Genomic DNA, 26,568 nt, shown 5'->3' with positions numbered 1-26,568 from the left:
CGCGCCGGAGGGCCGGGCAGCCGCGTCATTCGCAAGAATGCCGAGGAAAGTCCGGGCTCCACGAAACAAGGGTGGCGGGTAACGCCCGCCGGGCGAGGGGGGTTTTCAGGCCCCGCGAAGCTCAGGGAAAGTGCCACAGAGAGTATACCGCCGATGGTCCGCGCCTCTTTGGAGAGGTTGAGGACACAGGCAAGGGTGAAAGGGTGCGGCAAGAGCGCACCGCGCTTCCGGTAACGGCAAGCGGCATGGCAAACCCCACCTGGAGCAAGACCGAATAGGGGCTGCTTGTCCTGCGGGACGGGTCGGTTTCGGACCCAGGCAGCCCGGGTTGGTCGCTGGAGCGACACGGCAACGTGTCGCCAAGAGGAATGGCTGCCGCCGTGGCGTAAGGTCCCCCGAACAAGGCAACTTGGGGGAGACCACGCCAGGCACAGAACCCGGCTTACAGGCTCTCCGGCGTATTATTAGGTTACGGATCAGATGAAAAAGGCGGGCCGCTCAAGTCCCAAATGAGAAGGGCTGCACCGATGGCTCGGTACAGCCCTTCGCATGGTCAGCGGCCGGAAGTGCCGCCAGCGAAAGCCTTTATCGCTTCAATCGAAACTCAGCGATAATGCCTCGCGACGGAAATTGCCGACCTCTCTGCTGAACCATGAGACATCGGATCACCTCCTTTCGCGCTGTTGAGCCAAGAACGCCGCTTTACGCGACTGGGACTTTGGGTGACCCCGGGCGCGTTTCCCGGGTCCCGCCGCCTTGCTATAAATGTGGCTCATTCCGCAGCGCACAACAAGTCTTGCAATCAATTTTTTTGCGGTCATTATCAGGACTTCCGGCCGGTTTTCCCCAGCCATGTGGCAAGTTGCCGAGGCTCTCGTGGAACGGGTGATTGCCGGCTTCAGCGACAGTCTTCGACCACCCGTGAAATCTCCGTCCAGCTAGGCATGTAGAGCGGGATTGTACCTGCCGCTTGCACCGCGAAACGGCCGCGGCTGAAAGCTATGGCGTCGAGCAGCGGGTCGCGCGCCGGCAGAGCGATCTCCAGGCCGCCTGCGACCGCGTTTGCGGCAAGCGAACGGGTCCCTTCGGTCGTCGTGATCGAAACCGTGATGGAGGCGGCGGTGCCCGGTGCCGAGCGGAACAGCACGACGGCGTTCCGCGCCCGGTCACAGCGCATGACGAATTGCCCGCCGGAGAAACTTGCGGTCGAGCCTGTCGTGGCCGGGCTCCAGCGCCAGTCGCCGGGTGTTATCGGGGCATCACGCCAGTCGGAAGTCATCGGTGAAGGCGTGGGGGCGGGACGCTGAACCGACGGTGGCGGCGCAACGGGGCTTGGCGCGGGCGGTTTCGGTATACAACCGCCCGCCAGCAGGGTCACGCAAAGGGCGGTAAATGCCAGGGGACGGAACAGGGAAGTGCATTTGCACGGATTTGCCTTCATCCGCCCGGTATGGAATGAGGCGTGTTTCACCTCAAGTGTACAAATCCCCATGACCGACCCATCCTCATCTCGTTCCGTCGAAAAGAGCAGCGCTTCGGCCAAGGTGCGCGTCGATCAACTGTTGGTCGACCGTGGCCTTGCGGAAAGCCGCACTCGCGCTCAGGCGCTGGTGTTGGCCGGGCTGGTGTTCTCAGGCGAGACGAAGATCGCCAAGCCGGGCCAAAGTTTGAAGGCCGATGCGCCGGTGGAAGTGCGCGGGCGCGATCATCCCTGGGTTTCGCGCGGAGGGATCAAGCTGGCTCATGCGATAGAGCATTTTGGCCTCGATCCGAACGGTGCGGTGGCGATGGACATCGGCAGTTCCACCGGCGGCTTTACTGACGTGCTGCTGAGCAAAGGTGCGGCGCGCGTTTTTGCAGTCGATTCAGGCACCAACCAACTCGCCTGGAAATTGCGGCAGGATGCGCGGGTAACAGTGCTCGAACAGACCAGCGCGCGCGTGCTCACACCTGATCTGATCGATGCGGCATGCGATTGGGTGGTGTGCGACGCCAGCTTCATCGGCCTTGCTAAAGTGCTGGAAGTGCCGCTGCGCCTGGCCGCGCCCTCATGCCGACTGGTTGCGCTCATCAAGCCGCAGTTCGAGGTGAGCCGTGCGGAAGTCGGGAAGGGCGGCGTCGTGCGCGATCCAGCGCTTCATGTCCGCGTGTGCGCGGAAGTACGGGATTGGCTGGAAGGCGAAGGCTGGGAAATCCAGGGCATCGTCGAAAGTCCGATCAAGGGGCCGGAAGGCAATGTGGAATTTCTCGTTTCGGCACGTCGCTGCAGTTAGCTGACGATTGCGCGCTGCGCCTTACCGTTCCAAAACGCGCTGACTTCGTGGTTATGCTCTGATTCGGGAGTAATTGCTCGGAAATGAACTTGCTAGCATCTTCCGGCCAGTTGCGTGCGAGCTTCATGCGTTGGGCCCTCGTTTGCGTTCCTGCTACTGTCCTTCTTGGTTTCCTTTCGGCAAAGACCGTGCAGAGCGGCCCGGACAATACGTGGTTCGCGGCTTTGGCGAAACCAGCCGTTTATCCGCCGCCCATCACTTTCGAAATCGTCTGGACGACGCTTTATATTCTCATGGGGCTGGCGCTCGCACAGGTGCTTTCCGCGCGCGGTGCGCGGGGCCGGGCGCTGGCGATCGTCGTTTTCACCATCCAGTTCGTCCTTAATATCGCCTGGTCGCCGGTGTTCTTCGGCGCGCATTTGCTTGCCGGATCGTTTGTCCTTATCGTCCTGCTTGACTTCGCGGTGTTGCTGACCCTTGGCTTGTTCTGGAAAGTGCGCCCAGGCGCAGGCGCACTACTGGCGCCCTATCTGGCTTGGATCCTGTTCGCGACCTATCTCAACTTTGCCGTGCTTCAGGCCAATCCCTCCATGGACGGCGCATCGGGCAGCGGCGCGGTGGTGCGTTATGCGATCTGATCGCCTCTTGCGCAGTTCGCGCGACCGTACCATCTAGGCGTCATGCAAAGCGAAAACCCCTTCATTGCCGACTTCGTCAAGATGATGAACAGCGCCGCCGGCACCTTGGCCGGCATGGGGCGCGAAGCTCGTGACAATGCGCGCGAGCGGTTCAAGGAGTTCATGGGCGATATGGATTTCGTCAGTCGTGAAGAGTTCGATGCGGTTAAGGAAATGGCCGCCACAGCTCGCGCGGAAGCCGATGCGCTCAAGGCCCGGCTTGACGCGATAGAGAGCAAACTGAACGCCTCGGGCTGATCGTACCGCTCTTGCCGTAACGGCCAAGGCGTTCCACACGAGCTTGGATGTATTTCCGCGCATCCGCTCTTGTCTGCGCAACGCACCCCCATGGTGAAACCGCGGTCATCGTACGTCTGCTGACGATGGAGCATGGCCTTGTCGCGGCATATGTTGCGGGCGGCCGGGGGCGACAGATGCGACCGGTGCTGATTCCCGGCAATGTCGTTGAGGCCGAAGTTCGCTCCAAATCCGAAAACCAATTGCCGTTCGCGCGCGTCGAGCTGGTGCGAAGCAGGGGGCCTTGGCTCACCGAACCTCTGCCCGCCGCAGCGATAGCATGGGTAACGGCGCTGACCGCCACAGCGCTTCCCGAACGACATCCCTATCCGCCACTCTATGAGGCGCTTTCGGCGCTGATGGACGCCGTCTGCGTGGCGCCTTCCGCGCGTGGCTGGGTTTTGCCGTTGTTGTCTTACGAAGTGCTGGTCTTGCGCGAACTGGGCTATGGCACCCCGGTGGAGAGGCCGGAGCAGTTGGACTGGCCGGCATTTCACGATGTCTTCGATCGTATCGGGCGGGAATTGGCGCGGTATCCGCTTGCTGATCGCCGTAGAGACGTTATGGCGGCCCGCGCCCTGCTGCGTGAGCGGCTGGAGCGTATCGAAGGCTGGGAATGATGACGAAGAACACCATGCGCATCGCAGTTTTTGCAGGGGATGGGATCGGGCCTGAAGTCACGGAGCAGGCGGTCCGGGTGCTCGAAAAGCTGAATCTGTCAGGGTTGGAACTGGTCGAAGGCGATGTGGGCGGCGTGGCTTATCGCAAACATGGCCATCCGCTTCCAGAAGCCACCTTGGAAGCGGCGCGCTCCGCGGACGCGATTCTGTTCGGCGCGGTGGGTGATTTCTCGTGCGATCATCTTGAACGCCACCTGCGCCCCGAACAGGCCATCCTGGGCCTGCGCAAGGAACTCGGTCTGTTCGCTAACTTGCGACCAGCGCGCGTGTTCCCCGGCCTTGAAAGCCTGACCACCCTGCGGCCCGAGATCGCCAGCCGGATCGACCTGCTGATCGTGCGTGAGCTTAACGGCGATGTCTATTTCGGCGAGAAGGGCATCCGCACTCTGCCGGATGGCCGTCGCCAGGGCTGGGACATGATGTCTTATGCCGAGGATGAAGTGCGGCGCATCGCGCACTCCGGCTTCAGAGCGGCGATGGGACGCGCGCGGAAGCTCTGCTCGGTGGACAAGGCCAATGTGCTGGAAACCTCGCAGCTTTGGCGCGACGTGATGATCGAGGTTTCGAAGGAATATCCCGAGGTCGAACTCAGCCATATGTACGTCGACAATGCGGCGATGCAGCTTGTGAAAAATCCGGGCCAGTTCGATGTTATCGTCACCGGCAATCTCTTCGGCGATATCCTGAGCGATCAGGCGAGCATGTGCGTCGGGTCGATCGGCTTGCTTGCCTCCGCCAGCCTTGCAGAAAGCACGTTCGGCCTTTACGAGCCTATCCATGGCTCGGCGCCGGACATCGCCGGCAAGGGACTCGCGAATCCAATGGCGACGATTCTTTCGGCGGCGATGCTGTTGCGGCACTCGCTGGGGCTGGAAGAGCAGGCGGTGCGCATTGAGAACGCCGTCGCGGACGCTCTGGCGGCAGGCGTGAAGGGCGGCGATCTCGGCGGTTCGGCGGGAACGCGGGAAATCGGTGACGCGGTTGTCGAACGGCTGTAATAAACCTTTCTTGAGCATTACCAGCTACACGCGGGGCGCATGAATATCACTAGTTCCGATTTGACTGAGACCGCACATACCGCTTTCGACGTAGCGGTTCAGCCGCTCGAGCTGGCAATCGTGCTGCCGACGTACAACGAGCGCAAGAACATCGCGACGATGATCGAGCGGCTGGACAAGGCGCTGAGCGGCATCGCTTGGGAAGCGGTCTTCGTTGACGATAACAGTCCAGACGGCACCGCGGACGAGGCCCGCCGCCTGTCGCTGACTGATCCGCGCGTGCGCTGTCTCCAGCGCATCGGCCGTCGCGGCCTTGCGAGCGCCGCGATTGAGGGCATGTGCTCCACGGCGGCGCCGGTGGTGGCGGTGATGGATGCCGATCATCAGCATGATCCAGCGCTGCTGCCCGGCATGTTGCAGGCGGTTACGTCCGGCGAATATGACCTTGCCTATGCCTCGCGCTTTGCCGAGGGGGCCAGCATCGAGGCGTGGGGGCGGCCGGATCGCGTCAAGGCTTCGGGCCTAGCCAACAAGATTGCCAACAAGGTCACCGGCGTCGAACTCTCCGATCCGATGAGCGGATTCTTCATGCTGCGCACCGAAACTCTGCGTGCCGACGCTCACCGCCTTTCCGGCGTGGGCTTCAAGATCCTTCTCGATATCCTGGCAACGGTCGACCGGCCGCTTCGGGTCAAAGAATTTCCCCTCCACTTCGCCGCTCGTGCCGAGGGCGAAAGCAAGCTGGACCAGACCGTCGTGTTCGAATTTCTCGTGGGTCTTTACGATAAATGGCTGGGTCGCATCATTCCGACCCGCTTTGCGCTGTTCGGCACCGTTGGTGCGATGGGTGTGCTGGTGCAGCTCGCAGCGCTTTGGGTGCTCTTGCATCTGATTTTCGCGGAACGTTTCGTTTACGGCAATTGGTCGGAAAGCGCGACGTTCAACATTGCCAATACGCTGGCAGCCATCATCGCCATGACGTTCAACTTCGTTCTTAACAACGAGCTGACCTACTCCGACAAACGCCTGCGCGGCTTCGGACCGCTGATGCGCGGCTGGGCGCAGTTCGGCGTGACTTGTTCGCTCGGTTTGTTGACGAACGTCGGCTCCGCCGCCGTACTCAAGACCATCGGTATTCACGACGTGGTGGCGGTGGTGACCGGCATCATCCTGGGTTCGGTCTGGAACTTCGCGCTTTCGTCCAAGTTCGTCTGGGGCAAATACTGATTTGGCTGGCCGGCTACCGCCAGCTCGGTAGCCACATCCAGAGGGTATAGGCGCCCTTTGACGGCAGCGGTGCGGCCGAAATGATCGGATAGAACAGCGCGAACATCAGCACGGAAACGAGCATGGCGCCAGTTGCCAGCCGCCGCCAACGGTCCCGTCTTTGCCAAAGCTCGTCAAGCGCGAGCGCCAGCAGCGCCATCAGGAAAGCACCCGGCAGAAGATAATGGTAATAGAATTGCACGGGCTTGCCGTTGAACGCCCATACGGCAAGACAAGCGGTATAAAGAATCGCGAAAGCCAGCGCATCGAAACGGCGCCGGAAAAGCGACGCCCATATACCCCATAACAAAGCGAAAAGGCCGGCAATCATGCTGAAGGGATTGCCCAGCATGACGATGCCGCGCTGAGCGCCGTCGACGTTCTTGAACAAATACCAGATGCCCCGCCAGTCAACGACCCACTGATACCAGAAGGTGCGGTAGGGGTGCGGCTTTCTCACGCTGTCTTGAAGCATTATCATGAACTTGTGCTGGGCGATGAAACCCAGGGGCGCCACGGGCAGGCGAGCGTAGAACATCGCGGGTAGATACGTGGCCCAATAGACGGCGAGCGGGAACAACCCCAGCCACAGCGCAGCTTCCGGAAGCGATATGCCCGGTATCGGGCCTGCGCGCTTGTGATTGCCGATAGTCAGGCCACTATCGCGAAAGCGGAGGATGAGAAACGCAAGACCCGGCATAATGACTGCCGGCGCGCTGCTCCATTTCGCCGCCAGCGACAGGCCGAGCGCCATGCCTGAGACAATCAGGCGCAGGCGGGCGCGGCCGGTGGACTTGGCGTTCATCGCGGCGGCGAATTGCCACAGGCCCACCATGCACAGGCCCGCCTCGATCATGTCCAGCATCGCGATCCGGCTCTGGACGAACCACATGAAATTGGTCGCCAGCAGCACAGCGGCAGCGATCGTCGCAGCGCGGCGGCGAGACAAATGCCATACCAGTCGGGAGAACGCGAAGAGACCGAGCGTACCGACCAGCGCCGGGCCGATCCGCCAGGCGAGCGGTCGGTCTCCGAGGAAATGGATCGATGCGGCGATCACTTCCTTGGCGAACATGGGGTGTTCGCGATTGGCCGGGATCAGGTCCAGCAGCTTGAGCGCAGCGGGAACGTAATGGACCTCATCAAAGTAATAGCGGGTGGGGGTGCCGATCCGCCACAGGATAAGGAGCAGGAACAGAGAAGTGACGCCCAGGCACCAGCCAAGAGGATCACGGGCATTTCGAGCGACCATGGGCATTGGGCCGGCCGATAGCAGGAATGCGCCGTTCGGCAAGAGCCTGCCGCTTGCCTTGATAACTTGGCGCTCTTAGAGGCAGAACTATGAAACGCACCACCGGACAAGATCGCAGCAAAACCCGCAACTGGCGCCCGGCCACCCGCGCGATTCGCGGAGGGACCTGGCGATCCGAAATGGGCGAGACGAGTGAGGCGCTGTTCCTCACCTCGGGCTATTGTTACGACGATGCCGCCACTGTCGCCGCCCGTTTCGCTGGCGAGCAGGAGGGAATGACTTATTCCCGCCTTCAGAATCCCACCGTGGCGATGCTGGAAGAGCGGATTGCCTTACTGGAAGGGACTGAGGCATGCCGTGTCCAGGCGTCGGGCATGGCGGCGATGACGGCTGCTCTGCTTTGCCAGCTTTCGGCTGGGGATCACATGGTCTCCGCGCGCGCGGCCTTTGGATCGTGCCGCTGGCTGGGCGATCACCTGCTGCCACGCTTTGGCATCGACGTGACCGTGGTTGACGCCACCGACACGGCGGCCTGGGAAGCCGCGGTTCGTCCGAACACGAGAGTTTTCTTCTTTGAAACGCCGGCCAATCCAACGATGGAGATCGCGGACATGACGGCCATCGCGGGTATCGCCAAGGCGCATGGCATCGTTACCGTCGCGGACAACGCGTTCTGCACCCCCGCGCTTCAGCGTCCGATGGAGTTCGGCGTCGATGTCGTCGCTTATTCGGCGACCAAGCTGATGGACGGGCAGGGGCGCGTGCTGGCGGGCGCGGTTTGCGGAAGCGAGCAGTTCATCAACGAGAAGCTGCTGCCCTTCCAGCGCAACACGGGGCCGAATCTGTCTCCGTTCAACGCGTGGGTCGTATTGAAGGGTCTTGAAACGCTGGATCTGCGCACCCGAAAGCAAAGCGAAAACGCGCTGCGGCTGGGCCAATTCATGGAAGAACGGGTGCCGGTGATGCTTCACCCCTGGCTTGACAGCCATCCGCAGCATGCGTTGGCAAAGCAGCAGATGGATGCTTGCGGGCCGATCTTCAGCTTCGTACTCGACGGCGGACGCCAGCAGGCTCACGCTGTCTTGGATGCGCTGCAGTTGATCGATATTTCGAACAATATCGGGGACTCGCGTTCGCTCATGTGCCATCCTGCGTCCAGTACACACCACAACATGGGCCCGGAGGGGCGTGAGGCGATGGGTATTTCGGAAGGAATGCTGCGTATCAATGTCGGTCTCGAAGACGTGGACGACTTGATCGAGGATATCGATCAGGCGTTGACGAAAGCGGGGCTCTGAACACCGCTGATCTTGGCGCCGGTCCCGCGGCGCTTCTTGCAGCGATCGTCGAATCCACCGATGACGCGATCGTCGGCAAGTTGCTTGATGGCCACATCCTGAGTTGGAACGGCGGGGCGGAACGCATCTTTGGCTGGAGCGCGTCCGAAATCATCGGGTGCAATATCCGTGTGCTCATCCCGGCTGACCGCCAGGAAGAGGAAGACCGGATCATCGCCAGCATCAGCCGAGGCGAGCGCGTGCCGACGTTCGAGACCATTCGTCAACGCAAGGATGGAACCAAGATCAATGTCGCCATCACCGTCTCGCCAGTGTTGGGCGACGATGGGCGGGTGATCGCGGCAAGCAAGATCGCCCGCGACATCACTGAAAGCATCCGTATAAAAAAGCGCCTCGAACTCAGCGAGGAACGCTTCCGTCTGTTGGCGGACAACATGAGCCAGCTTGCCTGGATCGCGGATCGTGACGGCTGGCTGTTCTGGTATAACAAGCGCTGGTTCGATTACACCGGAACCACGCTGGAAGAGATGCAGGGCTGGGGCTGGCGCGCCGTGCATCACCCTGACTATGTTGAGGCGGTGGCCAACCGCTTCGCCGAACATATCGCGTCGGGCGAAGACTGGGAGGATACGTTCCCACTACGCGGGGCCAATGGGGAATGGCGCTGGTTTCTTTCCCGGGCGACTCCGATCCGCGATGAGGCTGGCAACATCATTTACTGGTTCGGCACCAATACTGACGTGACTGAGATGCGTGACGCCGAACAGCGCATTGAATTGCTGTTGCAGGAAGTGAATCATCGCAGCAAGAACATGCTTGCGGTCATCCAATCATTGGCTCGACGCTCCGATGCTGACCAGCCGGACTTCATCGAGCGACTGGAAAAGCGTATTCGCGGTCTTGCCGCGAATCAGGATCTGCTGGTTCGCCGGGCTTGGTCGCGCATTCCTGTGATGGAAATGATCGAGGCGCAGCTTCGTTCGCTGGCCGATTCGCGTCGGCAGATCGTGTGCGAGGGGCCGGACGTGCTGCTTTCGCCGAAGGCGGCCGAAGCGCTGGCGATGGCGTTCCATGAAATGGGGACCAACGCGATGAAATACGGAGCGCTTTCCGTTCCGGAAGGCCAGGTTCTAGTGCGCTGGTCTTTGAATCGCGATGGCGGTGCGCGGGAGGTATTTCGCATCGAATGGATCGAAAGCGGCGGTCCGCCAGCGCGTGAGCCGACACGGAAAGGATTTGGCACCAGGATCATCGTTGACGTACCCAGAGTGAAGCTAGATGCGAAGATTTCGACGGAATATCTGCAGGAAGGTTTTCGTTGGGGCTTGGAATGTGCGGCGGCCTCCATCTCCTGAGGGTCCAGTCTGGTCGCGTCGTTGGCGCCAAGGCGGTTGTGGCCTTGAGGATTAACCGTTAGGCTGGCGCGTGAGATGAAGGAACTGTTCCAGCATACTGCGATCACAGATGGGCTTACCGTTCGTGTCGCCGTGAATTTCCTGCCCGAGCAATCGCGCATTGAGGCAGGCAAGTGGTTTTGGGTCTATCATATCCGCATCGAGAACGGCACCGATCGCACATTGCAATTGATGACGCGGCACTGGCGGATCACTGATGGCAATGGCGAAGTCAGCACAGTTGAAGGGGAAGGCGTCGTCGGCGAACAGCCCATGCTTCAGCCCGGCGCCAGTCACGATTATGTCTCGGGTTGCCCATTGTCCACGCCACATGGCAGCATGGAGGGACATTATACGTTCCGGCGTGGTGACGGCAGCCTATTCCGGGCATTGATACCGTTCTTCCCGCTCGCCGCGCCTGCCACCGCCGGTTGAGCGGCACCTGTATAGCGCCGTTTTCGCATGTCCACAGGAATGCCGTTGCCCCACGCGGCCGGCGCGCATAGGGAAACGGCATGAAGCGCACGCACTTGCCTCTTAACGCCCTGCGCGTCTTTGATGCCGCTGCCCGGCACCTTTCCTTCACGCGCGCCGCTGACGAGCTTGCAGTGACACCTGCGGCCGTGGGCCAGCAGATCCGCGCTCTGGAAGATCTGTTGGGGGTCGTCCTGTTCCGCCGCACCAGCAAGGGCCTGGAACTGACTGAGGAGGCTGGTGCGGGATTGGCGGCATTGCGCACGGGATTCCTGCATTTCGAAGATGCCGTGCAGGCCATGCAGGCGGGGCAGTCCAGCCACGTTTACACGATCGCGGCCCCGCGCGAGTTTTTCGCGGCTTGGCTGGCGCCACGCCTGGCTGCCTTTCGCACTGAGAATCCGCAAGTGCGTTTCGTGCTGGTCGATGGAGAGATGACGGATTTCACCGAGGCCAATCTTGACCTGGCCGTGCGCTGGACCGATGGCCCTGGTGACCTTGAGGGCATTCCCCTCGGAAAATCCGAATGGGTTACTCTGGGCAGCGGTGACTGGATCGGTTGGCCAGGCGATCCGACGCCTGGCAGTGTCGACGATCCTTCCGGCGTTGCTGAAGACGAAGATGCCAAGCCGCCCATCATGGTCAGCGATGCTGGGCAGGCGCTGGCGGCCGCCCTTGCCGGTTTGGGCAGAGCGCGGGTGCCAGCACTCCTTGTGAGCGAGTTGGTGGCCTCGACAGAGCAAGGCGCGGCGGGGACGCCAGCTCCATGTCGGAGAGGTTATTGGCTGGTTGCGCCGCTGCCGCAATGGCGGCAGAAGAAAGTCAAGGCGCTCGTCGCCGCGCTTACAGATAAGGCGTAGCGGCTGCGGTGTTCGGGAACCGCTTCGTCGGTGCGAGCGGAGGGATTTGAATGGCTTACGAACATATCCTCTATCGCCTCGAAGACGGGGTTGCGCGTATCGCGCTTAATGATCCCACGACTATAAATGGCGTTACCGAGGCGATGGGCCACGAGATGGTGGACGCTTTTGACCGGGCCGCAAAGGAGGCTCGCGCGGTGTTGTTGACGGGCGAAGGCAGGGGCTTTTGTTCCGGCGCCAACCTCGCTGCCGCGCAAAACACGCTCTCCGATCCGATGCGCGACGTGGGCGGGCAACTGGACCGGGCGTTCAATCCTGTGATCCTGGCAATCAAGCGAATGGAGCAGCCGGTTGTAACTGCTGTCAGGGGCCCGGCGGCGGGCGTCGGCGCCAGCTTTGCGGCGGCGGGCGATGTCGTGCTGATGGCTGACAATGCCTACTTCTTTTGCGCGTTCTGCCATGTCGGCTTGGTGCCTGATGGTGGTTCGACCTGGCTGCTCACGCAGGCGGTTGGCCGAGTGCGGGCGATGCGGATGCTGCTGCTGGGCGAACGGATCGATGCCCGAACGGCGCTTGACTGGGGCCTGGCCACACGGATCGTGCCGGAAGCAGATCTTGATGTGGAAGCGATGAAGGTGGCGAAAACGCTTGCCGCCGGTCCACGCTCTCTGGGTTTTATCAAGCGCCTGGTCTGGGACGCGGTCGATTCCGACCTCGAGGCCGCACTTCAGGCGGAGCGCCGCATGCAGCGCGATGCAGGGCGCACGGAAGACTTTCTCGAAGGGGTCAACGCGTTCATTGAAAAGCGCAAGCCTGTCTTCAAGGGGCGCTGAACTTCAACTGCTTCTTCTGACGAAGATCGCATCGTCAGGAGCACCACAGCGCCTTCCGCCACAGCCGCCCTTGCGTCACCGGGCCGGCTTCTCCTGGCTTGAGGCAGTGAGGCCCACGCCGACGCGCCCGCTACGTTCGAGCTTACCCCAGCCGACAACCCAACCGCCGATCGCCGAAGAGATCGCGCGCAGCACCACCCAATACATGATCTGACGATATATGAAGCGCTGCGCCAAGAGTAAGAACACGGGATAGCGCACGCCCTTGCCGTCAAGGCGGTAGGCGACCCAGCCGCAGAACGCGTCAATCGCGGTGAAGGCGCACCAGTAGGTTATCATGCGCCACACATCGCCCTGGCCCTGAAGCCAGCCATGCTGATGCACGCGCAGCACAGTGGTTACAATTGACACGATGAGCGCGAGGTCGATCAATGGCGAGATGGCCGCAAAAGCGATTTGGAACAGCCATGCCTGCGGAAGCCCGATAAGGGCGAGGCCCGAAGGCTTGCCGCGATAGAGAACCGAACTGTGCTTCCACAGGCATTGGAGGGTGCCGAAGGCCCAGCGGAAGCGCTGTTTGCTGAGCGCCTTGAAACTTTCCGGCGCCTCTGTCCAGGCGATGGCGCGGGGATCGTAAGTGACGCGCCAGCCGGCACGCTGGATTGCAATGGTAAGGTCCTGATCCTCGGCCAGAGTGTCTTCGGGATAGCCACCCACGCTATCCAGCGCGGCACGGCGCCATGCACCGACGGCGCCCGGCACCACTGTCATTGCGTCAAAGCCGGCAAAGGCGCGCCGCTCGAGGTTTTGTGAGGTGATGTATTCGATCGCTTGCCAGCGGGTGACAAGGTTGACGCGATTGCCGACCCGGGCGTCGCCGGCTACGGCACCGATTCGTGGATCAGCGAACCAGCGTGACAGACGACGGATCGTCAACGGCTCAAACTGTGTGTCGGCGTCCAGAGCGATTACGATCTCGCCCGTTGCTTCCGCCAGGGCGCGGTTAAGCGCGCTGGCCTTGCCGCCATTAGCCAGCGTGAGCAGCGTTACGCGTGGATCGTCCGCAAACGCTTCCTGAACCAGCTCGCTGGTACGGTCCTTGGAACCGTCGTCGGCAACGATGACTTGCAGCGCCGGATAATCGCTCGCCAACACACGCGCCACGGAAGCGACGATAACACGCTCTTCATTGTAGGCGGGGATGATGACGGAAACGGTTGGTTCGTATTGAGGGGGCTCCGGGCGGTGGCGAAGAGACTGCACGGTAGCCAGCGCCGCCACCAGAACGGCGCGGCCCAAGCCCAGGGCAATCGCCAGGTAGAACAGCCAACCAAGCATAGCCGTGATCGCCGCGAGAAGCACGAAAATGGCAACGTCGGTACGCACTGCTGCCAGATCGCTTCCGGCTACGCGCGGCATCGCCTGCGCCCGCGGCACGCCGACAAGCTGCGATGCGGTAACGAAGGTATATCCTTCCGAACGCAAGCTTGCGATGATCCGCGGTAACGCGGCTACCGTCTGGGAGCGATCGCCGCCGCCATCATGCAAAAGGATCACGTTGCGGGACTTGTCCGGCTCGACCGCATGGACCTGATCGATCACTTGCTGCACGATGGTGTTTGCACCGGGCCGCTGCCAGTCGTTGGGATCAACGTGCAGGCCGACGACGGTATAACCCGCCTTTTGCGCTTCCAGCGCCGGCTCCAGTTCGTCCAACGTGGTGGGTTCGGCGTCCCCGAAATAGGGCGCACGGAAAAGCCGCATGGAACGGCCGGTATAAGCTTCCACCAACCTTTGCGTGGCGTTCAGCTCAAGCGTGGTCTGACCGAGGCCGGTGATCGCGAGATTGGGGTGAGAATACGTATGATTGCCGATTTCATCGCCATCAGCAATCATCCGGTTGAGCAGGAAGGGGTGCTGCAACGCGTTCTCGCCGATGACGAAGAAGGTGGCCGGCACTTTCTCCTTCTCCAGTATCGAGAGAATACGCGGGGTCCAGGAAGGATCGGGACCATCGTCGAAAGTAAGGGCGAGCAGCTTGGGATTGCCCCCGCCCCAACGATGGACCACGAAGGGTGTCGGCATCCGGGTATAGGTTTCGGAGGTAATCATGCCGGCCTTGTCAAGAGAGAACGCGCGGTGACCGTCGTCGGGACGTGCCGTTAGACGCAGAATCTCACCGGAGCCGTGAACCTCCGTGCTCAGCATGGAGCGAGGCGTGGTAAGGTCAGGTAGGCCGCCGCGACGAAACGCCCTCAGATCCTCCCAGAATCCCGGATCTTCGGACCCCAGGCGCCACATCGCGATAGCGCCTATGCCCAATCGCTTCAGCGCCTGGAATTGATTCCAGCTTGTTGCGGCGTCGAGCATCCAGACGTCGTGCTGCTCTCCTCCGTCTTCCTCATAAGCGAAGCCGGCGTTCCCGCTGAACCGATCGAAGATCACGGGGGCTGAGCTTTCGTGCGCGGCAAGCCATGCTTCTTCGATTGTCAGCGCATCGGCAGTGCCGCCGTGCCAGTCGTAGGCGTAGCTGCCCAGAGCGACGACCAGCTTGCCTCCGCCGATAATGCGCTCTGCCGTCGCCACCCTCTCGACGAACCAGTCCTGAGACGCGATGGGGCCGGGCAGACCGCCTTGCCAGTGCTGGTCATAGGCCATCAAGATTACGCGGTCGCAGACTTTCGCAAAGGCGATTAGAAGCGCCCGGTCCGTTTCGGCAGGGACAGTCACCGCCAGCTGGCGGTCCTGAGGCATCGCGGCGTTCAATTCGCGCAAGAACTTCACATAATCGCGCATGGCGCCGGGAGGCAGCACCTCGAAGTCCATCATCAGGCCGGAAAGCCTGCCTTTTACGACGTGGTCAGCCAGACGTGTGACCAGGGCATGACGCTGGACCGGATCATGCAGAAGCGCGGTTGCTCCCGCAGCGTCCCATTCCCCGTCCGCCAGATTCTGGACCATCGGTAGGACCTTGGGCGGATCGCGCATCGCACCCATTGCTCGGTCGAAGCGCGGTTCATCATCAACCGCCACTTGATGCGTGGGTCCGAACACAGTGATTTGCGCCGGAACGACCCAGTCAAGCGAGCCGGCATGTCGCTGCAGCGAACTGAAGCTGGCGTCATCGCCCGGCAGGTAAAAGCCGATGCTCAGCGGAGTGGTGCCGCCTTTGACAGGGCGACGAGCATGAGGCAGCCAGGCGGCCCAGCCATGGCGAGGCTGGATGCCGCGGAGTTCCGATGCGCGGGGTTGCGGCAGCCGCAAGCTAATCTCACGCTCCGGGCGCACGAAAATCAAGGTGGAAGCGAAGGCGAGCGCGCCGGCGGCGACCACGGCGATAATTAACGCCACGGCGCGTTTTGACCAGCGGCTGCGGCGGCCAGTGGGGTCAAAGAAGACTGGTAGTCCCATCGTCGCTCGAATCGATTCCTGGATTGCCGAAACGAAGCGCCTATGGCCGTTTTTCGCTGAACGGCAACTGATGCCCAACGGTGCCGAATTGTTTTCCGCGCTTTTCAGACATAGTCTGTACCAACACCGGGGGCGAAGGCAACCGCACTCGCCACTCGCCGTCGCTGCTGTCCCCCTCTGACGGCGGACGGTGAGATGCAGCCTATGTTGCGGTTACGGGTTCTACGGAATCCCGGATAATCAATTCCGCTGCAAATCGGGCTGCAGCATGCAAGTCATCATGGTCTGCAGTGATGCGCGCAACCGCTTCCTGCGCCATCAGGCTCCAGGGCACGTGCATCGACGTAAGTGGAGGCACCGTTCGAGCGGCGAGCGAAGCGTTGTCGAAGCCCACCACTGACAGCGTCGAGGGGACGGCCACCAAAGCCTGCGCCGCTGCATTGAGCACGCCGGCGGCCATCTCATCGTTGCAAGCGATGATGGCCGTGGGGCGTGGGCTGACTTCCAGCAGCAGGCGGCCGGCCGAAATACCCGACTCAAACGTATTATCCCCGGCGACGATAAGCGAAGGGCCGCGGTCGAGCCCGTGGTCGGCCATCGCGTCCAAATAACCCAATTCCCGCTGTTGTGCGGTTAGAGAGCTTTCCGGCCCTCCAACGAGGCCGATGCGACGATGCCCCAAACGTACTAGCCAATCGACCAATTGCGCCGCAGCGCGGCGGTCATCACAGGTAAGGCCATAGTCTCCGCGAACCTGGCCAAGTCTGACGCAATGCACCTGCGCATCCGCGCAAAGCGCGGCAAGGTCCTGGCGTTCCGATAAGGGCGGGATCAGGATCACGCCGGTCGGCCGCAGACGATCTAGCAGCGCACGCAAGCGCGTCGACGCATTATCGGCGGCCATAGGCTGAAGCACCAACGCGAACTCGCTGTTTTCAAGCGCGCTCCCAATGCCGTCTTGCACGAGTTCGAGGATCCCGCGATCCGAGCCGTCATGCACGAGGGCGATCAGGAAATTGCGCTGAAGAGCCAGCGCGCGTGCCTGTGCATTGGGCACGAAACCGGTTTCGGCAATGACCGTCTCGATCTTCGCGCGGGTTTCCTCGCTCAGCAATTCGGCGTGATTGAAGTAGCGACTGACCGTCTTCTTCGAAACGCCGGCAAGCTCGGCTATCTCTGTAATGGTCATGCGCGCGGAGGGGGCATTCATCGGCGGTCCTTCGGAGCGGTGCTTCAAGGCGGTCATTTAGAATATTCGATCATGCACCCATGGATGGCGCATTAAGGAAAGGGAGCGCGGAGGGAAGTCAATATTGCAGGCTGGCGAACCAGATGAAAGCGGCGGCGAAGGTTCGACGGACAGGGGCGTGTTAGCGATCAGGTTACGATCGGCAGATTGCGAAGCCGTGGCAACGCGCCTAAGGAACCGGGGTGTCACCCGCGAACTGGGAAGTAATGAAGCGCGTTTCAACGCAACGCCACTACGGAATGGATTGGCTGCGCATCGGCGCGTTTGTGTTGCTGATCTTCTATCATGTGGGCTTTTCCTTCACCCCCTGGGGCTATCAAACGCCGTCTCGCGGCGTGGTGAACTGGGTGGAAATCCCGCTTCTCAGCCTTAGCGCCTGGCGGCTCGCGCTGCTCTTCGCCATTTCCGGCTATGCGAGTGCGGCATTGTGCGACAAGGACGGCAATACCGGGAGCTTTCTGAAAAGCCGGCTGCTTCGGCTGGGCATTCCATTGTTGTTCGGTCTCACGGTGGTCGTGCCTCCGCAACCTTTCATGGGCTTGATTCACAGCGGATATAGTCAGAGCTACGGTTATTTTCTGCTCCATGACGCTTTCAGCTTTAGCTGGGTAGGCAAGGAATATCTTCCAGCCACCATGCACTTGTGGTTCGTGATTTACCTCCTGGCATACACCGTCGCTCTGTGTGGGGCGCTGATGATGCTCCCGGCAGCCTGGCGGGAGGCGTTCCGTCGAAGAGCGGAACGGGTTCTTGCCAGTCCGGCATTGCTGCCTCTTGGTGCTGTTGGAATATTCGCGATCCGATCGCTGGATTACGGCTGGACGGACGTCCACAGCCTCTTCATCGATCGCTCCGCGCATTTGCATTACGGCGCGATGTTCCTGTTCGGCTTCCTGCTGCGGGGCTCGGAACCGCTCCGCCTGGCTGTCGGACAGCAGTGGAAATGGGCGCTTGTTCTGGGGCTTGCGGGTTATGCTTTCGTGGTTGTCGAAGCCTGGCTCTATCCCGGCAACGTGGCTACCCCGCGCACGTGGGATCAGCCGTTATCGATGGCGAAGGCGATGCAGTGCTGGGGTATGGTGATCGCCCTGTTCGGCATCGCTGACCGGTACTGGAATCGCGACGGTCGCTGGCGCGCCACGCTCGCCGAAGCGGTATTCCCCGTCTACATCGCGCATCAGACAGTGATGGTGTTCGTCATTTATGCAATCCGGGACTGGGGGCTGGCGGCTTTGCCTGAGTTCCTGGTGCTGTTAGGCGCCGTCACGGCGGGGTCATGGCTGTTCTATCTCGTCGGCCGGGAAATCGGCCCGCTGCGGCCGCTGATTGGCCTCAAACGCCGGAAAAGATCGCGCGGGTCTTTCTTGGAGGACAGGCCGCTGGCGTCGTCTGTGTCTGTCGGCTGAAGTTCAGGATTTTTCCGAAGCCGCTGATAGATATCGGCGAGTCTACATTATTTCTGCAAAACCGCCGTAACGACCGCGATGGAACAGCATCGGATCGTCATCGCGCACGGTTTCCATGCGCAAAACCTTGCCCAGTACGAACCAGTGGTCCCCCGCCTCGGTCACCGAATAAAGCCGGCATTCGATGCAGGCGATCGAATTGGCGATGATCGGCAAATTGTGCTCCGACACGACATATTCCACCCCGACGAATTTCGCCTCTCCCCTGGCGTTAACCGCACGGCAGACGTCCTGTTGGTCACTGCCGAGGACATTGACGCAGAAGTGGCCGGTCTTCTCGATCCGCGGCCAGGATGTTGAGGACTTGTCCGGAAAGAAGCCGACCAGTGGCGGGTCGAGCGAAACGGAAGTGAAGCTGCCTACGACCATGCCGGCCGGTTTTTCTTCGTCCAATGCGGTAATCACGCATACCCCGGTGGGATAGTTGCTGAGCACCTTGCGAAAAGCGGCCGGGTCGAAGGTTGTCTCACTCACGTACGGTGTTCCTTGTCAGATCGCGATTCGGATATCACGCCGTTGGCTGATGGTGGTCCAGTAGCTCAAATTTCCGCTAGGGCGAAACTTCGTGTGGCTCAGCGCGCCGGATTTTAATCGCGCGCTTAAATTGCTTGCGTTCGGACGCTCAAAAGTGCAGTGGAGCACCTGCAAGGGGCTGGTTTGACGCCTAAGCGTCGCTGGTCCGAGAACCACCTGACCGTGACGGCCCGATGACGCGGGAGCGGCGCGGAACACCTAGGGAAAAAGCACATGGCCACCGCTGAACTTATCGCCGAAACCCCCGTCGCTGTGGAAGTCGCCGAGATCGTGGCGCGTTCGCGAGCGGCTCAGGCCCAGATCGAGAACGCGACTCAGGAACAGGTCGATCGCTGGATCAGGGGCATGGTCTATGCTGTGTGCAAGCCGGGCATGGACGAGGAAATCGCCCGCGAAACGGTCGAGGAAACGCAGCTCGGCAATTACGAGGGCAAGTTCAAGAAGATCTCGGTTAAGACCCGCGCCACCTTGTATGATATCATCGACGATAAGTCGGTCGGCGTGATCGAGGAAATCCCCGAACGCAACATCGTCAAGATCGCCAAGCCTGTCGGCGTCATCGGCGCGCTTTCGCCTTCGACCAACCCGGAGGCAACCCCCGTCATCAAGGCGATAAGCGCCGTCAAGGGCCGTAACTCGATCATCATCTGCCCGCATCCGCGCGCCAAGTTCATCAATACCAAGATCTGTAACCTGATGCGCGACGCGCTGGTGAAGATGGGCGCGCCTGCCGACCTCGTGATCCCGATCGAGCAGCCCTCGGTCGAGAAGACCAACGAGGTGATGAAGCAGTGTGACCGTATTCTCGCCACCGGCGGTACGCCGATGGTGAAGGCGGCCTATTCCTCGGGCACCCCGGCGTTGGGCGTGGGCGTAGGCAACGCGGTCATCACCGTTGATGACACGGCTGATCTTGACGACGCCGCAAGCAAGATCCTGCTTTCGAAGACCCTGGATTATGCCGCATCTTGCTCGTCAGACAATTCGGTGATCCTGCTCGACGCGATCTATGACACCATGCTCGAAAAGCTGAAGGCCAAGGGTGGCTTCATCATCGAGGGTGAGAACAAGACTAAGCTGCAGAACGCCATCTGGGAAGACGGTGAGCACATCAACGCCAAGGTCGTCGCCCAGTCGCCGCAGTTCATCGCCGACTATGCCGGCTTCGCCATCCCGGAGGACACCGCGTTCTTCATCGTGCCGGAAACCGGCTACGGCCCGGACTACAAGTTCTCTGGCGAGAAGATGACCGTGACCATGGCTCTCTACCGCGCCAAGGACATCGATGAAGCGATCCGCCTGACCAACGCCATCCAGGGCTATCAGGGGCAGGGCCACTCCTGCGGGATTTACTCCACGAGTGATGAGAACATCATGAAGCTGGCCGAAGGCACCAAGACCAGCCGCGTGATGGTCAATCAGCCGCAGTCGGCCTCGAACTCGGGCAACGTGTGGAATGGCATGCGCCAGACCTTCTCGCTGGGCTGCGGTTCCTGGGGCGGCAACGCCACCAACAACAACGTCACCTGGCGTGATCTTATCAATGAGACCTGGGTTTCCAAACCGCTGGCCACGACAAAGGTCATCCCGAGCGACGAGGAGCTTTTCGGCAAGGACATCATCGAACTGGTCGGCTGAAACTTTTGCAGGAATTGGGAGCGATCCGGTTGTTCTGGATCGTTCTCGAACGGTAAGGGAAAGGGCCGATGAAAGCAACTCCGCTGACCGTCGCTGCCGCGCTTGCGATTGCGCTGACCGCTTGTTCCGGCGGCGGCGAAAAGGCGCCTGAACCATCGATCAGCAGCGAGCCGGCGACGGAGGAAGCGACGGAAACAGCCGTTACGACGGCCTCGGTGGAAAACGATGACGGCATACCGCCGGAACTGCGAGGGCGCTGGGGGCTTTCCCCGGCAGATTGCACCAGCACGAAGGGGGATGCCAAGGGGTTGCTGACGGTAAGCGCCTACCAGCTTGTGTTTTACGAAGCCGTTGCAAAACTCGCGGAGATCAAAGCCAGCGGGCCGGGGAGCGTGACTGCTTCCTTCGATTTCAGCGGCGAAGGTCAGAGCTGGAACCTCGACGTGGCGCTTTCATCGCATGATGGGGGGAAAACTCTCGTCCGCAAGGATACCGGACCGGATGCAGCGCCGGCACCACTGACTTACACGAAATGTCCATAAGAGGCTTGAAACAATGGAAACGGGGCTGAAATGACGCAGCAGTTCGGGCTGACCGAAGACCAGATCGCGATCCAGGAGACCGCGCGCAAGTTCACCGCCGACATGATTACGCCATTCGCGGCAGAGTGGGACGAAAAGCATCACTATCCGATCGATGTGTGGAAGGCCGCGGGCGAACTGGGCTTTGGCGGAATCTATGTTTCGGAAGAGGGCGGGGGCATTGGCCTGGGGCGGCTCGATGCGGCCCTCATCATGGAAGCCATGGCCTATGGCTGTCCCGCCACCAGTTCTTACATCTCCATCCACAACATGGTCGCGTGGATGATCGATGCTTTCGCCGATCGGCAACTGAAGGAACGTTATCTTCCTGCGCTGATAACGATGGAGACGATCGGCTCCTACTGCCTTACCGAACCCGGCTCCGGCTCCGATTCCGCGGCGCTCAAGACCTCGGCGCGCCTGGACGGCGATTATTATGTGCTCAACGGGACCAAGCAGTTCATCTCGGGCGGCGGCTATAACGATGTCTACCTCGTCATGGCGCGCACGGGTGAACACAAGTCGCGGGGCATTTCGTGCTTCGTGGTGGAGAAGGATACGCCTGGCCTCAGCTTCGGCGCGCCCGAGAAGAAACTGGGCTGGAATGCTTCGCCTACCGCTCAAGTCATTTTCGAGGACTGCCGGGTGCCGCTGGAGAACCGGGTCGGCGCCGAAGGCGACGGTTTCAAATTCGCCATGGCCGGGCTGGATGGGGGCCGCCTGAATATTGGCGCCGCCTCTCTGGGCGGAGCCCAGCGATGCCTTGATGAAGCGATCCAGTATGTGAAGGATCGCAAGCAGTTCGATCAGCCTATCGCTGATTTCCAGTACACGCAGTTCCGCCTGGCGGAAATGGCTGCCGAACTGGAAGCGGCCCGGGCGCTGCTTTACCTTGCCGCAGCGAAAGTCACGGCCGGCTCGCCTGACAAGACGCGCTTTGCCGCGATGGCCAAGATGATTGCCAGCGATACTGGCTCCGCCGTCGTCGATGGCGCTCTGCAGATGTTCGGCGGTTACGGCTATCTGAAGGATTACCCGATCGAGCGTTTCTGGCGGGACCTGCGCGTCCATCGCATCCTTGAAGGCACTAACGAGGTGATGCGCATGATTATCGGCCGGGATCTGTTGAAGTGACTGCGATGTCTGACGTGGCCAAGCGACTGAGAGCAGGCGGAGTGCGCAGATGAGCGAGGAACTGCTGATCCGGCGCGAGGGAATTGCCGGCGTCATTTCCCTCAATCGCCCAAAGGCGATCCACGCGCTGACGCTGGGCATGTGTCAGGCGATGACGGCGACGCTGGCGGAATGGGCGGATAATCCCGACATCCAGGTCGTGATGATCGACCATGCCGAGGGCAGGGGGTTCTGCTCGGGTGGAGACATCAACTTGCTGCGGCGGTCCGCGCTGGAGGATGGCGGCACCGCCGGCCGCGAGTTCTTCTTTGACGAGTATCGCTTGAATCATCAGCTTTTCACATACGAAAAGCCGGTGGTGTCTTTCATGGACGGCATCACCATGGGGGGTGGTGTCGGCATCTCGCAACCCGCGAAATATCGCGTTGCCACCGAGAACACGCGCTTTGCCATGCCTGAGACCGGTATCGGCCTGTTTCCCGATGTTGGCGGCGGCTGGTATCTTTCGCGGCTCGATGGCCGGGTGGGTCAGTTCCTTGCCCTTACAGGCGCGCGCCTCGATGGTTCGGAATGCCTCTGGGCGGCCCTTGCATCGCATTATCTGCCGTCTGAAACACTGCCGGAGGCGAAGCAGCGCATCGCTGCCGGGCATGAAATCGGCGGCGTTCTGGCGGCGTTGGCGGTCACGCCGCCAGAACCCAGGATCGCGGCCCACGGCGTGGCGATTCGCAAACACTTCGCGTCGGACGAGCTGGAAAGCGTTCTGGCTTCGCTCGAAGCCGATGATGGCGAGTGGGCGGTAAGGGAGCTGGCAACGCTGCGGACCAAGAGCTCGCAGGCTTGCAAGGTCGCCCTGCGTCAGCTTGCCGAGAGCGCGCGGTTAGAGACTTTTGCTCAGAACATGGCAATGGAATACCGCATCGGCTCGCGGGTCCTGACGTTGCCGGATTTTGCCGAAGGCGTGCGCGCGGTGATCGTTGACAAGGACAACGCTCCGCAATGGAATCCCGACACGCCCGAGCATGTGACCGAAGAGATGCTGGACGCGATTTTCGCGCCTCTCCCTGCTGAAGAGGAATGGAAGCCCATATGAACTACGAAACGATCCTGGTCGAACAGAAAGGGGCGGTTACCCTCATTACCCTCAATCGCCCGCAAGCGCTTAATGCGCTCAATTCACAGGTGCTGGCCGAACTGATCGATGCGTTCGGCAAGTTCGAGAGCGATGCGACGCAGCTTTGCGCCGTCATCACCGGTTCGGGTGACAAGGCTTTCGCCGCCGGTGCTGACATCAAGGAAATGTCCGACAAGCAGAGCGCCGAATTTTATTCGGAAGACTTCTTCGCGGGTTGGACCAGCCAGCTCGTCAAGGCCGTTCGTAAACCCTGGATCGCGGCGGTCAACGGTTTTGCCCTGGGCGGCGGCTGCGAGTTGGCGATGATGGCGGATTTCATCATCGCTTCGGAAACCGCGAAATTTGGCCAACCCGAGATCAAATTGGGCGTTGCGCCGGGCATGGGCGGGTCGCAGCGTCTGACGCGCGCCGTCGGCAAGTCCAAGGCGATGGACATGTGCCTCACCGGCCGCATGATGGACGCGGCGGAGGCCGAGCGCGCGAGCTTGGTCAGCCGTGTCGTGCCCGCCGACAAGCTGCTCGAGGAAGCGTTGAAGGCGGGCGAGACGATCGCTGCGATGCCGCCGCTGGCGACGATGATGAACAAGGAACTGGTCGACATGGCTTTCGAGACCACGCTCAATGCCGGCATGGTCATGGAGCGCCGCATGTTCCAGGTGCTCACCGCCACGGAGGACAAGGCCGAAGGCATGAAGGCTTTCGTCGAGAAGCGCCCCGGCGTCTGGAAGGGTAGATGAGCCAAGCGTCGAGATAACTGTCCCAGCGAATGGGATAACGGAGTGGAGAATTTCACATGAAGATTGCGTTCATTGGCCTTGGCAACATGGGCGGCGGGATGGCTGCGAACTTGGTCAAGGCTGGCCATCAGGTCCACGCATTCGACCTTTCCGAAGCGGCGCTTGCGAAAGCCCGGGAACACGGGTGCGAGACGTTCTCCACGGTGCCCGAAGCGGTAGCGGAAGCGGATGCTGTGGTGACGATGCTGCCGAATGGGGGCATCGTGAAGTCGGTTTACACCGCCGACGTGATCGGCAAGGCCCCGAAAGGCGCGCTCTTCCTTGATTGCTCGACCATTGATGTGGCAACCGCACGTGAAGTCGCCCAGCTTGCCGGGGACGCGGGCTATATCATGGTCGACGCGCCAGTCTCGGGGGGCATCGCGGCCGCTAACGGCGGTACGCTCACCTTCATGGTCGGAGGAACTGCGGAGGCGTTTGCCAAGGCCGAGGCGGTGTTGAAGCCCATGGCCAAGGCAGTCATTCACGCCGGACAGATCGGCAGTGGCCAAGTCGCCAAGATGTGCAACAACATGCTGCTCGCGATCCACATGATCGGCACGTGCGAGGCGATGGCGTTGGCGGAGAAGGCAGGTCTTTCGCCACAGAAATTCTACGAGATCAGTTCGAAGTCGACCGGCTACTGCTGGTCGCTGAACGACTATACCCCCGTTCCCGGCGTCGGCGCTGCCAGCCCGGCGGACAATGACTACCAGGGCGGGTTTGCTTCAGCACTGATGCTGAAGGACCTGCGCCTGGCCATGGAAGGCGCGCAAGGCGCACGCGCGAATGTCCCACTCGGCCAGCATGCGACGAAGATTTATGAGGCTTTCGTCGAGGGCGGCAATGGCGCCAAGGACTTCGGCGCGATCTTCACGACACTTTGAACCTCGCTCATCTGCAGGGCGGGCGGGGATGAAGACGGGCTGAGCTTCGCGGCCCGTCGTCGCTCGATCTCGAACTGCGGCAGGCGCATACCCTTGGTGCGGCTGGTCAGATGATAGTTGCGGCATAGAGCGCAGCGATAGGGGCGGAGCGGGAAGGGGGCGTTCGCAGCGGCTTTCAGCGCCGCCTCCTCCCTTGCATAATGAGCCTTGCGCTGACAGATTCCGAAGCGCGTTCGCATCTCAGCGCAACAGCCAGGGGCCCAGCAGGGCCAGCATCTTCACGTCCATCGCATAGCCGGCCCCCTGCCAGTCGGTGACCGCCTTTGCGATCCCGGATAAGGGCACGCGGTGGACGACGATGTCCTCGCTATCGACCCCGCCGCCCTCACTCACTTTCGCCAGATCATACGCGCGAAACAGGGTGAAGCTTTCACTGACCATGCCGGGGGAGGAAAAGAACTCGCCGATTTTCTCCATTCTCCCGGCGCGATAGCCGGTTTCCTCCTCCAGCTCGCGGGCGGCGGCGATGCTTGCGTCCTCCCCGGCGGTGTGGTCATGATCTCCCACAAGCCCGGCGGGAAGCTCGATGCAGCGACATCCAAGGGGAACTCGATACTGGTCGACCAGGATGACGTGGTCTTCCACATCGACCGCCAGAATGACCGCGGCGGTTATGCCACGCGAACGGCCAACATATTCCCATCGCCCCCGCCGTTTAGCAGTGATGAAGCGGCCTTCCCACATGATTTCTTCGGGTTTGTCGGCATCGTAATGGTCGGCGAGCGTCATGCGGGGGTCATACTTCGATGAGGCGGTCGGGAAGTTCATTCACGTCATCGGCGGCGCGGGGCACGTGCACCTGTAACACAGCGCCCACCTTGCGGATCGCTGCTATCATGCCATCGGCGATGCGGCTCTGGCCAAGTTCGACCAGCATGGCGTTCATGGCGTCTCCCCATACTTGCGGATCGACCTTTGAGGATATGGCTTCATCCGCCACGATCTCTGCTCGGCGCTCTCGCATCGAAAGATAAATGAGAATGCCGGTTCGGCCACTGGTGCGCCTTTCGGCGCCGATGCGAAAGGCGCGCAGGGCACGGTCATGTACGCGCATGGTCTTGATCGGTGGCGGAATCAGCCAGAACCGCAGCGGTTGCCAGAGCTGAAGCAGCATCATCGCGCCGAATTTGACCGCAGCGACCCCCGCCGCCAGCGTCAGTATCGCGCGCGGCGTCCATTCGTGCCCCCAGCCGGCCAGGATGCGGTCGTAAATTCCCAGATAGAAATCCGGCGCGATCGCCAGCAACGCAAGTGCAAGCAAGGCGACCGCCGCCGACCAGGCCAGCGCGACATCGGTGTAACCGTCCGAGCGTTCGGCAAGAATCGTGACGATCTCGCCCGCGCTGAGCAGTTCGGCTTCACCCACGGCGGCGCTTATGCGGTCGCGGTCCGTGT

The 26,568-nt window shown here is 61.3% G+C and carries 25 protein-coding genes and 1 other RNA gene; 19 read left to right on the top strand and 7 right to left on the bottom strand.

From position 1 onward, the window contains the following. The first annotated feature begins 4 nt into the window (after positions 1-4). An RNA gene (gene rnpB / locus V7D69_RS03770) (RNase P RNA component class A) lies at positions 5-461 on the top strand. A gap of 437 nt (positions 462-898) precedes the next feature. Here the strand turns inward: rnpB and V7D69_RS03765 are convergent. Beyond that, positions 899-1,279: a hypothetical protein gene (locus V7D69_RS03765; RefSeq protein WP_324064481.1), complete on the bottom strand. Its 381-nt coding sequence runs from the start codon at positions 1,277-1,279 to the stop codon at positions 899-901. 211 nt (positions 1,280-1,490) lie between these two features. On the opposite strand from V7D69_RS03765, the gene V7D69_RS03760 reads away from it, so the two are divergent. The 6 genes from V7D69_RS03760 (at position 1,491) to V7D69_RS03735 (ending at position 6,152) form a co-directional block, all read left to right on the top strand. Further along, complete coding sequence (locus V7D69_RS03760) at positions 1,491-2,273, top strand: TlyA family RNA methyltransferase (RefSeq protein WP_324064480.1); 783 nt, start codon at positions 1,491-1,493, stop codon at positions 2,271-2,273. Between the two features lie 83 nt (positions 2,274-2,356). After that, positions 2,357-2,911, top strand: coding sequence for a TspO/MBR family protein (locus V7D69_RS03755; RefSeq protein WP_324064479.1), 555 nt, complete (start codon positions 2,357-2,359; stop codon positions 2,909-2,911). A 42-nt stretch (positions 2,912-2,953) separates the two neighbouring features. Continuing rightward, positions 2,954-3,208 (top strand): accessory factor UbiK family protein, encoded by a 255-nt coding sequence (locus V7D69_RS03750; protein WP_324064478.1) that lies wholly within the window; start codon positions 2,954-2,956, stop codon positions 3,206-3,208. A 47-nt stretch (positions 3,209-3,255) separates the two neighbouring features. Next, positions 3,256-3,867: a DNA repair protein RecO gene (gene recO, locus V7D69_RS03745; protein WP_333605091.1), complete on the top strand. Its 612-nt coding sequence runs from the start codon at positions 3,256-3,258 to the stop codon at positions 3,865-3,867. 14 nt (positions 3,868-3,881) lie between these two features. Beyond that, complete coding sequence (gene leuB / locus V7D69_RS03740; RefSeq protein ID WP_324062706.1) at positions 3,882-4,925, top strand: 3-isopropylmalate dehydrogenase; 1,044 nt, start codon at positions 3,882-3,884, stop codon at positions 4,923-4,925. Positions 4,926-4,964: 39 nt separating this feature from the next. Then, positions 4,965-6,152 carry a glycosyltransferase family 2 protein gene (locus tag V7D69_RS03735; protein WP_324062651.1) on the top strand — a complete coding sequence of 396 codons (1,188 nt, stop codon included), beginning with the start codon at positions 4,965-4,967 and terminating at the stop codon, positions 6,150-6,152. Positions 6,153-6,165: 13 nt separating this feature from the next. Here the strand turns inward: V7D69_RS03735 and V7D69_RS03730 are convergent, their stop codons facing one another. Continuing rightward, positions 6,166-7,449: a phospholipid carrier-dependent glycosyltransferase gene (locus tag V7D69_RS03730; RefSeq protein ID WP_324062652.1), complete on the bottom strand. Its 1,284-nt coding sequence runs from the start codon at positions 7,447-7,449 to the stop codon at positions 6,166-6,168. A gap of 83 nt (positions 7,450-7,532) precedes the next feature. Between V7D69_RS03730 and V7D69_RS03725 the strand changes: the two genes are divergently transcribed. From V7D69_RS03725 to V7D69_RS03705, 5 genes are all read left to right on the top strand, one after another. Then, positions 7,533-8,741 (top strand): trans-sulfuration enzyme family protein, encoded by a 1,209-nt coding sequence (locus V7D69_RS03725; protein WP_333605090.1) that lies wholly within the window; start codon positions 7,533-7,535, stop codon positions 8,739-8,741. Beyond that, complete coding sequence (locus V7D69_RS03720) at positions 8,738-10,096, top strand: PAS domain S-box protein (protein ID WP_333605110.1); 1,359 nt, start codon at positions 8,738-8,740, stop codon at positions 10,094-10,096. The genes V7D69_RS03725 and V7D69_RS03720 overlap by 4 nt, the downstream gene beginning before the upstream one ends. A 75-nt stretch (positions 10,097-10,171) precedes the next feature. After that, on the top strand, positions 10,172-10,570 hold the full coding sequence (gene apaG, locus V7D69_RS03715; RefSeq protein WP_333605089.1) for a Co2+/Mg2+ efflux protein ApaG: 399 nt from the start codon (positions 10,172-10,174) through the stop codon (positions 10,568-10,570). An 80-nt stretch (positions 10,571-10,650) separates the two neighbouring features. Further along, on the top strand, positions 10,651-11,469 hold the full coding sequence (locus tag V7D69_RS03710; protein WP_333605088.1) for a LysR family transcriptional regulator: 819 nt from the start codon (positions 10,651-10,653) through the stop codon (positions 11,467-11,469). Between the two features lie 50 nt (positions 11,470-11,519). Continuing rightward, positions 11,520-12,302 (top strand): enoyl-CoA hydratase-related protein, encoded by a 783-nt coding sequence (locus tag V7D69_RS03705; RefSeq protein WP_324062657.1) that lies wholly within the window; start codon positions 11,520-11,522, stop codon positions 12,300-12,302. A 75-nt stretch (positions 12,303-12,377) separates the two neighbouring features. On the opposite strand, the gene V7D69_RS03700 is transcribed toward V7D69_RS03705, so the two are convergent. After that, positions 12,378-15,713, bottom strand: coding sequence for a glycosyltransferase (locus tag V7D69_RS03700; RefSeq protein WP_333605087.1), 3,336 nt, complete (start codon positions 15,711-15,713; stop codon positions 12,378-12,380). Between the two features lie 202 nt (positions 15,714-15,915). Continuing rightward, positions 15,916-16,923: a LacI family DNA-binding transcriptional regulator gene (locus tag V7D69_RS03695; RefSeq protein WP_324062661.1), complete on the bottom strand. Its 1,008-nt coding sequence runs from the start codon at positions 16,921-16,923 to the stop codon at positions 15,916-15,918. A gap of 221 nt (positions 16,924-17,144) precedes the next feature. Between V7D69_RS03695 and V7D69_RS03690 the strand changes: the two genes are divergently transcribed. Next, the gene (locus V7D69_RS03690) at positions 17,145-18,368 is read left to right on the top strand and encodes an acyltransferase family protein (protein ID WP_333605086.1); all 1,224 of its coding nucleotides are present in this window, start codon (positions 17,145-17,147) and stop codon (positions 18,366-18,368) included. A 42-nt stretch (positions 18,369-18,410) separates the two neighbouring features. Here V7D69_RS03690 and V7D69_RS03685 read toward each other — a convergent pair whose 3' ends face one another. Beyond that, positions 18,411-18,902, bottom strand: coding sequence for a flavin reductase family protein (locus V7D69_RS03685; RefSeq protein ID WP_324062665.1), 492 nt, complete (start codon positions 18,900-18,902; stop codon positions 18,411-18,413). Positions 18,903-19,175: 273 nt separating this feature from the next. On the opposite strand from V7D69_RS03685, the gene V7D69_RS03680 reads away from it, so the two are divergent. The 6 genes from V7D69_RS03680 to mmsB all read left to right on the top strand — a co-directional run bounded on the left by V7D69_RS03680 (position 19,176) and on the right by mmsB (position 25,113). Further along, positions 19,176-20,600, top strand: a complete 1,425-nt coding sequence (locus V7D69_RS03680) for an aldehyde dehydrogenase family protein (RefSeq protein WP_333605085.1) — start codon at positions 19,176-19,178, stop codon at positions 20,598-20,600. 68 nt (positions 20,601-20,668) lie between these two features. Continuing rightward, complete coding sequence (locus V7D69_RS03675; protein ID WP_333605084.1) at positions 20,669-21,142, top strand: hypothetical protein; 474 nt, start codon at positions 20,669-20,671, stop codon at positions 21,140-21,142. Positions 21,143-21,172: 30 nt separating this feature from the next. Beyond that, entirely contained in the window at positions 21,173-22,315 is a 1,143-nt protein-coding gene (locus V7D69_RS03670) for an acyl-CoA dehydrogenase family protein (protein ID WP_324062671.1), read from the top strand. Positions 22,316-22,364: 49 nt separating this feature from the next. Further along, entirely contained in the window at positions 22,365-23,408 is a 1,044-nt protein-coding gene (locus tag V7D69_RS03665) for an enoyl-CoA hydratase/isomerase family protein (RefSeq protein ID WP_333605083.1), read from the top strand. Continuing rightward, positions 23,405-24,187: an enoyl-CoA hydratase-related protein gene (locus V7D69_RS03660; RefSeq protein ID WP_324062675.1), complete on the top strand. Its 783-nt coding sequence runs from the start codon at positions 23,405-23,407 to the stop codon at positions 24,185-24,187. Before V7D69_RS03665 ends, V7D69_RS03660 begins: the two co-directional genes overlap by 4 nt. 56 nt (positions 24,188-24,243) lie before the next feature. Beyond that, complete coding sequence (gene mmsB / locus V7D69_RS03655) at positions 24,244-25,113, top strand: 3-hydroxyisobutyrate dehydrogenase (RefSeq protein WP_324062677.1); 870 nt, start codon at positions 24,244-24,246, stop codon at positions 25,111-25,113. Positions 25,114-25,353: 240 nt separating this feature from the next. Here mmsB and V7D69_RS03650 read toward each other — a convergent pair whose 3' ends face one another. Both V7D69_RS03650 and V7D69_RS03645 read right to left on the bottom strand, forming a co-directional pair. Then, positions 25,354-25,902, bottom strand: coding sequence for an NUDIX hydrolase (locus tag V7D69_RS03650; RefSeq protein WP_324062679.1), 549 nt, complete (start codon positions 25,900-25,902; stop codon positions 25,354-25,356). Positions 25,903-25,909: 7 nt separating this feature from the next. Then, positions 25,910-26,568 (bottom strand): TPM domain-containing protein (locus V7D69_RS03645; RefSeq protein ID WP_442947037.1); only part of this gene is annotated, 659 nt, incomplete at its 5' end.

It is taken from the genome of Novosphingobium sp. (assembly GCF_036733805.1).
Taxonomy (GTDB): Bacteria; Pseudomonadota; Alphaproteobacteria; order Sphingomonadales; family Sphingomonadaceae; genus Novosphingobium.
This window is presented reverse-complemented; position numbering and strand designations above follow the sequence as displayed.